Source organism: Sinomonas sp. (assembly GCF_051955515.1).
Taxonomy (GTDB): Bacteria; Actinomycetota; Actinomycetes; order Actinomycetales; family Micrococcaceae; genus Sinomonas.
This window is the reverse complement of record NZ_JBQCGQ010000315.1, coordinates 1-7,989: the sequence shown is the minus strand read 5'-3', so window position 1 is coordinate 7,989 and position 7,989 is coordinate 1. Positions and strand designations below refer to the sequence as shown.

At 67.1% G+C, this 7,989-nt stretch carries 7 protein-coding genes; 2 read left to right on the top strand and 5 right to left on the bottom strand.

Translation table 11 applies throughout. The features are described from left to right. Positions 1–84: 84 nt before the first annotated feature. The 5 genes from ACTHL9_RS18700 to aceE form a co-directional block, all read right to left on the bottom strand. Positions 85–330, bottom strand: coding sequence for an acyl carrier protein (locus ACTHL9_RS18700; protein ID WP_440520765.1), 246 nt, complete (start codon positions 328–330; stop codon positions 85–87). Between the two features lie 106 nt (positions 331–436). Then, positions 437–1,498: a beta-ketoacyl-ACP synthase III gene (locus ACTHL9_RS18695; protein WP_440520764.1), complete on the bottom strand. Its 1,062-nt coding sequence runs from the start codon at positions 1,496–1,498 to the stop codon at positions 437–439. Then, on the bottom strand, positions 1,495–2,448 hold the full coding sequence (locus ACTHL9_RS18690) for an ACP S-malonyltransferase (protein ID WP_440520763.1): 954 nt from the start codon (positions 2,446–2,448) through the stop codon (positions 1,495–1,497). Before ACTHL9_RS18690 ends, ACTHL9_RS18695 begins: the two co-directional genes overlap by 4 nt. 120 nt (positions 2,449–2,568) lie before the next feature. Then, positions 2,569–3,807 (bottom strand): PucR family transcriptional regulator, encoded by a 1,239-nt coding sequence (locus ACTHL9_RS18685; protein ID WP_440520762.1) that lies wholly within the window; start codon positions 3,805–3,807, stop codon positions 2,569–2,571. A gap of 152 nt (positions 3,808–3,959) precedes the next feature. Further along, positions 3,960–6,701, bottom strand: a complete 2,742-nt coding sequence (gene aceE / locus ACTHL9_RS18680) for a pyruvate dehydrogenase (acetyl-transferring), homodimeric type (protein ID WP_440520761.1) — start codon at positions 6,699–6,701, stop codon at positions 3,960–3,962. Between the two features lie 338 nt (positions 6,702–7,039). On the opposite strand from aceE, the gene ACTHL9_RS18675 reads away from it, so the two are divergent. Both ACTHL9_RS18675 and ACTHL9_RS18670 read left to right on the top strand, forming a co-directional pair. After that, positions 7,040–7,453 (top strand): DUF3052 domain-containing protein, encoded by a 414-nt coding sequence (locus ACTHL9_RS18675; protein WP_440520760.1) that lies wholly within the window; start codon positions 7,040–7,042, stop codon positions 7,451–7,453. After that, positions 7,450–7,962, top strand: coding sequence for a peroxiredoxin (locus ACTHL9_RS18670; RefSeq protein ID WP_440520759.1), 513 nt, complete (start codon positions 7,450–7,452; stop codon positions 7,960–7,962). The genes ACTHL9_RS18675 and ACTHL9_RS18670 overlap by 4 nt, the downstream gene beginning before the upstream one ends. The last annotated feature ends 27 nt before the right edge of the window (positions 7,963–7,989 follow it).

Below are 7,989 nucleotides of genomic sequence, written 5' to 3'. Positions count from 1 at the left end.
CCCTTTCGGTATCAGAGCGGGGGAGGGGGGCGGGAGGCAACAGACGGCCGCCACCGACGGGTGCGGGCCGTCGCAAGGGGTTGATCAGGCCTGGGCCTTGGCGATGAAGTCCACGGCGTCACCGACGGTCGAGAGGTTCTTGACCTCCTCGTCGGGGATACGAACTCCGAACTTCTCCTCGGCGTTGACCACGATGGTCATCATCGAGATCGAGTCGATGTCGAGATCGTCGGTGAAGGACTTGTCCAGCTGGACAGCCTCGGGCGCCAGGCCGGTCTCCTCGTTGATGATCTCGGCCAGGCCGGCGAGGATCTCTTCGTTGCTAGCCATGTCGGCTCCTTTTCTCGATCGCCGGCTCTCGCCGGCTGGCTGGGCAAGCCGCTTGTGCGGCTTGGCTTCTGGCGCCGCGGGCGGTGGTACCCGAAGCGCCGTGGAACTAGGGGAGGGTGATGACCTGAGCGCCGAACACGAGCCCGGCACCGAAACCGATCTGGAGCGCGAGCTTGCCGCTCAGTTCGGGGTTCTCCAAGAGGAGTCGGTGCGCGGCGAGCGGGATCGACGCCGCCGAAGTGTTGCCGGCGTCCGCGATGTCGCGGGCGACGACGACGCTCTCGGGCAGCTTGAGCTGCTTGACCATCTCGTCGATGATACGCATGTTGGCCTGATGCGGCACGAACGCGGCGAGGTCTGCGGGCTCGATTCCAGCGGCGTCGAGTGCGCGCTTGGCCACCTTGGCCATCTCCCAGACGGCCCAGCGGAACACGGACTGCCCGTCCTGCCGCAGGGTCGGCCAGATCTTGGCCTCGGTCCCGAGCACAGCTGCGGCGTTGCCGGCGCCATCCCTCTCGGCCTCTTCAGAGAGGTCCCGGACGTCAAGGAGCGAATGGGTCATCCCGATGGTGTTCCACTTGCTGCCATCGGAACCCCAGACCGACGGGCCGATGCCCGGTGTCTCCGAACGGCCGACGATCACGGCACCTGCGCCGTCGCCCAGGAGGAACGAGATGCTCCGCTCCGAGTTGTCGATGAAGTCGCTGAGCTTCTCGACGCCGACGACAAGCACGTACTCCGCTGCGCCCGACCTTACAAGGGCGTCCGCCTGGGCGACGCCGTAGCAGTAGCCGGCGCATGCAGCGGAGATGTCGTAGGCGGGCGCAGGAGTTGCGCCGAGCCGATCGCACAGCAGCGCTGCCGCGGAGGGGGTGGCATAGGGATGCGTCACGGTCGAGACGATGACGGCACCCAGCTGTGCGGCCTCGATGCCAGCCTTGGCGATCGCCTCCTGAGCGGCGCCCTCGGCCATGTCGATGAGGTCCACGTCGGCCGGTGCGCGATGGCGGGTGACGATGCCCGTGCGCTGCCGGATCCATTCATCGGACGAGTCGATCCACTGGCACACGTCGTCGTTCGTGACCTCGACTGACGGGCGGTAGGCGCCGATGCCGAGGATCCGCGAGTGCTGGTGGACCGGGGCCTGGCGAAGGGTTGGGGTGCTCATACTGGCTCCTCTTCCGTGGAGGCGGCCTGTTCTGCATCTGCGGCGAAGAGCTCGAGGGCCGCCGAGAGGTCCGAGGGCGTCTTGACGGCAACGGTCTTCACCCCGGGGAGCCCGCGCTTGGCGAGGCCTGCGAGTGTGCCCGCGGGAGCGAGCTCGATGAGCCCGGTGACGTTGAGGGACTTGAGCGTCTCCATGCACAGATCCCAGCGGACGGGCCGCGAGACCTGAGCCACGAGGCTGGCAACAGCAGCCGAGCCCGAAGCGATCTCGCGGCCATCGTGGTTGGACAGCAGGGGAACGGTCGGGTCTTCGACGGACAGGCTGGGACGCAGCTCCTCGAGCGCGGAGACCGCAGGGGCCATGTGCTGAGTGTGGAAGGCGCCGGCGACCTTGAGCGGAATGACACGCGCCTTCGCTGGCGGATTGGCGGCGAGGGCTGCGAGCTGCTCAAGTGTTCCGGCGGCCACGATCTGCCCGCCGCCATTGACGTTGGCGGCGGTCGCTCCAACCGCCTCGATGGCCCGCTGGACCTCTTCGGGGTCGCCTCCAAGCACGGCCGTCATGCCCGTGGGGGTGACCGCTGCGGCTTTGGCCATCTCGCGGGCACGGAGGCCCACGAACTTCATCGCGTCAGCTTCGCTCAGCACACCCGCGAGGGCGGTCGCAGTGATTTCGCCGACCGAATGCCCGGCGAGGACCACAGGAAGGGTCGACAGTTCGACATCGAACAGGGTCTTGGCGGCCACGAGGCCCGCGGCGACGATCAGGGGCTGGGCGACCGCCGTGTCCTTGATCGTCTCTTCGTCAGACGTGGTTCCGTGGGCCACGAGGTCGAGGCCGACGACCTCGCCAAGGGCCCCGAGATGCTCGGCGACGGACGGCAGCTCAAGCCACGGGGCAAGGAAGCCCGGCGTCTGGGAGCCCTGTCCAGGGCAGACAATTGCTAGCACGTTTCCAGCTTTCCAAAGGGCGAGCAGTTCCAGCGGTGCCCCCACGCACCAAGCTCCAGAACACGGGTTGTAGGAAGTCTACAACGGGTGGGCGCACGGACCCGGTCACGCGGGTCCAGTTCAGGCTCCTGCCCGCGGTCCGCGGTCCCGTCCCGCTGGGTTGGCGGAGAGCCGTCCGACAACGAGCGCGGTCTGCAGGACGAAGGCCTCGCGGGGGAGCAGGGGGTCCCAGCCCGTCACGTCGCAGACCCGTCGAAGGCGATAGCGGACCGTGTTGGCATGCACGAACAGCTCGCGCGCGGTCGCTTCCAGTGAGTGGCCGAGTTCGAGGTAGGCGCTGAGCGTCTCCACCAGACCGTTGGAGGCGGCGAGGAGGGGGCGGTAGATCTTCTGGACGAGAGCCCGCCGCGCGGCGTCATCGCCGGCAACCACGCGCTCGGGGAGCAGATCGTCCGCGGCGACGGGGCGGGGGGCGTTGGGCCAAGCTCGCGCCGCCGAGAGGCCGGCAAACGCGGCTTGGGCCGACGAACTCACCTCCGGGAGGCTCTCGGCCCGCGGACCGAAGACGACCGGACCCGGAGCGAACAGCTCGCTGAGCCGCGCATACGCCGTCTCGTCGTCCTCGATGCCGCCCAGGATGAGGATCAGGCGTTCCCCTTGGATGCCCACCAGTGCGTCCTTGGCATAGCGCCCGGCGGCGCGGCGCATCTCTCCCACGTAGCTGGGGCTGGGCTCGAGCGGGGAGCTGCCCACCATGACTGCGAAATGCTCCTGGGCTTTCCAGCCGAGGGCCGCGATCCGGGATCGGAGTGCGTCCGTGTTCTCACCGCGCAGGATTGCGTCGACAATGAGGGCTTCGAGCCGCGTGTCCCACGATCCGCGGGTCTCGGCGGCCCGTGCGTAGACGTCGGCCGCCGCGAACGCCACCTCGCGCGAGTACCTCAGGACCGCCTCGCGCAGCGCGGGCTGGTCCTCCTCCGGCGCCAGATGGGGCACCTGCTCCTCGACAACCTCCACGACGATGCGGATGAGCTGGAGCGCCTTCTGGAGGCTGATGGACCGGGTGAGCTCGGTGGGGGCGTTGCCGAAGACGTCAGAGAGCACCCACGAGGGCAGAGTCGGGCGCTCGTACCAGGTCACAAAAGCTGCAATGCCGTTCTGGGCGACGAGACCGAGGGCGGAGCGTTCGTCGGCGCTCAGCCGTCCGTACCAGGGGAGTGCGCGCTCAAGCTCGCGCGTCGTGGTCGTCGAGAGCTGACCGACGCTGCTTCGCAGCTTCTTGAGCGTCTCGGCCTTCGCCGGGGAGACGGTCAGGCGCGCCTTCCGGGTGCCTCCGGCGGCTTGGGGCTGGTGGGGCATGTGAAGAAGCATAGGCTTCCCCCCGCCGTCCCCCGAATTTGTGCGAAGGCTACAAGAAGCCTTCCCGCACAAGGACGACGGCGGCGCCCCCAACGGGGGGGAGCGCCGCCGTCGTCATCGTGTCGGCGGGGCGACGTCGTGCGAGGTGAAGGCTAGCTCTCGCCGCCGGCGTTGCCGGTGGTCCCAGCGTTGACGTCGAGCAGCCGGTACCGCTCGAACGCTTGACGGGGCGCATCCGCGTCGACCTCGCCGCGGCGGGCGAGCATCTGCAGCGCGCGCACCACGACCGAGTGGCTGTCGATGTGGAAGTACCGACGCGCGGCGGCCCGCGTATCAGCGAACCCGAAGTCGTCGGCGCCGAGCGTCGCGAACTCATTCGGGAGGAACTGCCGGATCTGGTCCGGGACCGCCTTCATATAGTCGGTAACCGCGACGATCGGCCCGGTCGCCCCGGCGAGCTGCTGGGTCACGAACGGGATGCGCGGCTCTTGGCCCGGATTCAGGAACGCCTCCTCCTCGGCGGCGAGGCCGTCGCGGCGAAGCTCGTTCCACGAGGTCACGCTCCACACGTCGGCCGAGACGCCCCACTCTTCGGCGAGGATCCGCTGTGCTTCGAGCGCCCACGGAACGGCAACGCCCGAGGCGAGCAGCTGAGTGCGAGGCCCATCGATCTTGGCTGGAGCCAAGAGGTAGATGCCCTTCACCACGCCCTCGACGTCGAGTTCTTCCGGCTCGGCGGGCTGGACGATCGGCTCGTTGTATACCGTGATGTAGTACATGACGTTCGGATCTGGGTGGTTCCCGCCGTACATCCGCTCGATGCCCGACTTCACGATGTGGCCGATCTCGTACCCGTAGGCGGGGTCGTAGGTCACGACCGCCGGGTTCGTCGAGGCGAGAAGCGGCGAGTGCCCGTCGGCGTGCTGCGTTCCTTCGCCGGTCAGAGTGGTCCGGCCGGCGGTCGCGCCGATAATGAAGCCGCGGGCCATCTGGTCTGCCGCAGCCCAGATGCCGTCGCCCGTGCGCTGGAAGCCGAACATCGAGTAGAAGACATACACCGGGACCAAGGTCTCGCCGTGGGTCGCGTACGACGTGCCCGCCCCCGTGAAGGCCGCGACCGAGCCGGCTTCGTTGATGCCCGCGTGGAGGATCTGGCCCTGAGGAGCTTCCTTGTATGCGAGGACGAGGTCGCGGTCCACCGAGAGGTAGTTCTGGCCCTTGGGGTTGTAGATCTTCGCCGTCGGGAAGAACGCATCCATGCCGAACGTCCTGGCCTCGTCCGGGATGATCGGAACGATTCGCTGGCCGAACTCCTTGTCCCGCATGAGGTCCTTGAGCAGGCGGACGAACGCCATGGTGGTGGCGGCCTGCTGCTTGCCAGACCCGCGCTTGGCCACCTCGTACGCCTTCTCGGACGGGAGTGCGATGCCCTGATGCGGGTCGCGCCGTTCGGGCAGGAAGCCGCCGAGCATCTTGCGCCGATCCATCATGTACTGGATCTCGGGGGAGTCCATGCCAGGGTGGTAGTACGGCGGTGCGTACGGGTCAGCCTCGAGCTGGTCATCGGTGATGGGGATGCGCAGGTGGTCGCGGAAGTCCTTGAGGTCCTGCAGCGTCATCTTCTTCATCTGGTGGGTCGCGTTGCGGCCCTCGAAGTGCGGACCGAGGCCGTACCCCTTGACGGTCATCGCGAGGATGACGCTCGGCTTGCCCTTGAACTCGGTGGCGGCCTTGTATGCGGCGTAGACCTTCCAGTAGTCGTGGCCGCCGCGCTTGAGGTTCCAGATCTGCTCGTCCGAGTAGTCGGCGACGAGCTCCTTCGTCTCCGGCGTCTTGCCGAAGAAGTGCTCGCGGACGAACCCGCCGGACTCGGCCTTGTACGTCTGGTAGTCGCCGTCCAGGGTCTCGTTCATCACCTTGACGAGCTGCCCGTTGTCGTCCTTCTTGAGCAGGGCATCCCACTCGCGTCCCCAGATGACCTTGATGACGTTCCATCCGGCACCCCGGAAGAAGGCCTCGAGCTCCTGGATGATCTTGCCGTTGCCGCGCACCGGGCCATCGAGGCGCTGGAGGTTGCAGTTGACGACGAAGGTCAGGTTGTCGAGGTTGTCATTCGCCGCGAGCTGCAGCAGGCCGCGGCTCTCCGGCTCGTCCATCTCGCCGTCCCCGAGGAACGCCCACACGTGCTGGTCCGACGTGTCCTTGATGCCCCGGTTATGGAGATACCGGTTCGTCTGGGCCTGATAGATCGCATTCATTGGGCCGATGCCCATGGAGACCGTGGGGAACTCCCAGAACTCGGGCATCATCCGGGGGTGCGGGTACGAGGACAGCGCGTGTCCCTTGTGGGACTTCTCCTGTCGGAAGCCGTCGAGGTCCTCCGCGCTGAGGCGACCCTCCATGAACGCGCGAGCGTACATTCCGGGGGAGGCGTGGCCCTGGAAGAAGATCTGATCGCCGCCACCCGGGTGGTCTTTGCCCCGGAAGAAGTGGTTGAAGCCCACTTCGTAGAGCGTTGCGGCACCCGCGTACGTCGAAATGTGTCCGCCCACCCCGATGCCCGGCCGCTGTGCGCGGTGCACCATGATGGCGGCGTTCCACCGCATATAGGCGCGGTAGCGTCGCTCATATTCTTCGTTGCCCGGGTACTCGGGCTCCTGGTCCGCGGGGATCGTGTTAACGAAGTCGGTCGTGGTGACCATCGGAACGCCTACGCTGCGCGAGCCTGCCCGCTGGAGGAGACTGCGCATGATGTACTGCGCGCGTTCGGTGCCCTGTGATTCGATCAGGGCGTCAAGAGACTCGATCCACTCGGAGGTCTCTTCGGGGTCGCGGTCCGGCAGCTGATTCGTCAGGCCGCTGAGGATGTGCGAGGTTTCCTCTCCTACAGACACGTCCAACCTCTCTTCGAGCCCGGAGGACCGGAGCTGGTGGCTGCCGGACGTCGGGCAATATCGTCGCTGGGCCTCAACGTTCAGGCCCGTTTTCGTGTAAGCGCTCCTTCAGGCGGCCGGGTTCCCCGGCCAGAGCAGCGGCGCGCTCCCTGTCACTCTAGTCGCGTCGGAGGTGCCCGCGCAGCGCGTGCGCTTGATGCTACGGGCCAAACGGTGTTGGCTTATACATACATTCCGCGTGCGAGCAGGTGCCGGGAGCAGGCGCACTCATGGAAGGCGCACTGATTCCGGGGCCTGCGAACATGGGGTGTAGACGAAACGCGCGAGGAGGAAAGAACGTGGGCGAGACCGACACCGCCGCAGGGAGCAATGTGGCGGGGCGATTGGGTTTCAAGGACGGAGACCTGATCCAGGAGTTCGGCTACGACGAGGACGTCGACTTCGATCTCAGGGAGGCGATCGAGGGCGCGGTGGGCTCCGAGCTCCTCGACGAGGACGATCATGACGTCGTGGATGCTGTCCTCGTGTGGTGGCGTGACGGCGATGGCGACCTCGTGGACATGCTGGTCGATGCTCAGACAACGCTTGAGGACCACGGTGTGATCTGGCTGCTGACCCCCAAGCAGGGGCGCGATGGACATGTGCCGCCGGTTGAGGTCCAGGAGGCGGCGCCCACTGCTGGACTGCATTCGACCTCGACGGCCGGCGTCTCCAAGGATTGGCACGCGACTCGTCTAGCTCGGAAGAAGTGACCGTTTCCGGACCCGGCGTTCCAGGTGGAGCGCTCGGCCCGGGGGACAGGGCCCCCGACTTCTCCCTGTCGAACCAGTTCGGCGAGCCCGTCCGACTTTCAGCGCTCCGGGGCCACCCGGTGGTCTTGGTGTTCTACCCGTTCGCGTTCTCGCAGATCTGCACGGGCGAGCTCGGAGCCATCCGAGACAGGCCCGAGATTTTCGCAGAGGCGGGCGCCGAGGTGCTCGCCGTGTCGGTCGACAGCAAGTACGCGCTGCGGGCCTACGGGGAGTCGGAGGGTTATTCGTTCCAGCTTCTCGCCGACTTCTGGCCGCACGGCGCAGTTGCACGGAGGTACGGGGTCTTCGATGAGGCCAGCGGGATGGCGCTGCGCGGCACGTTCATCCTCGATGGCGGCGGCGTCATCCGCTACAGCGTGGTCAATCCCCGGGGGCAGGCCCGCACCATCGATGACTACGCCGCAGCACTCGCACGAATCGGAGAGAACGACCGGAATCGGATAGAGTGAAGCAGCGCGCCGGCGTAGCCGGCCACA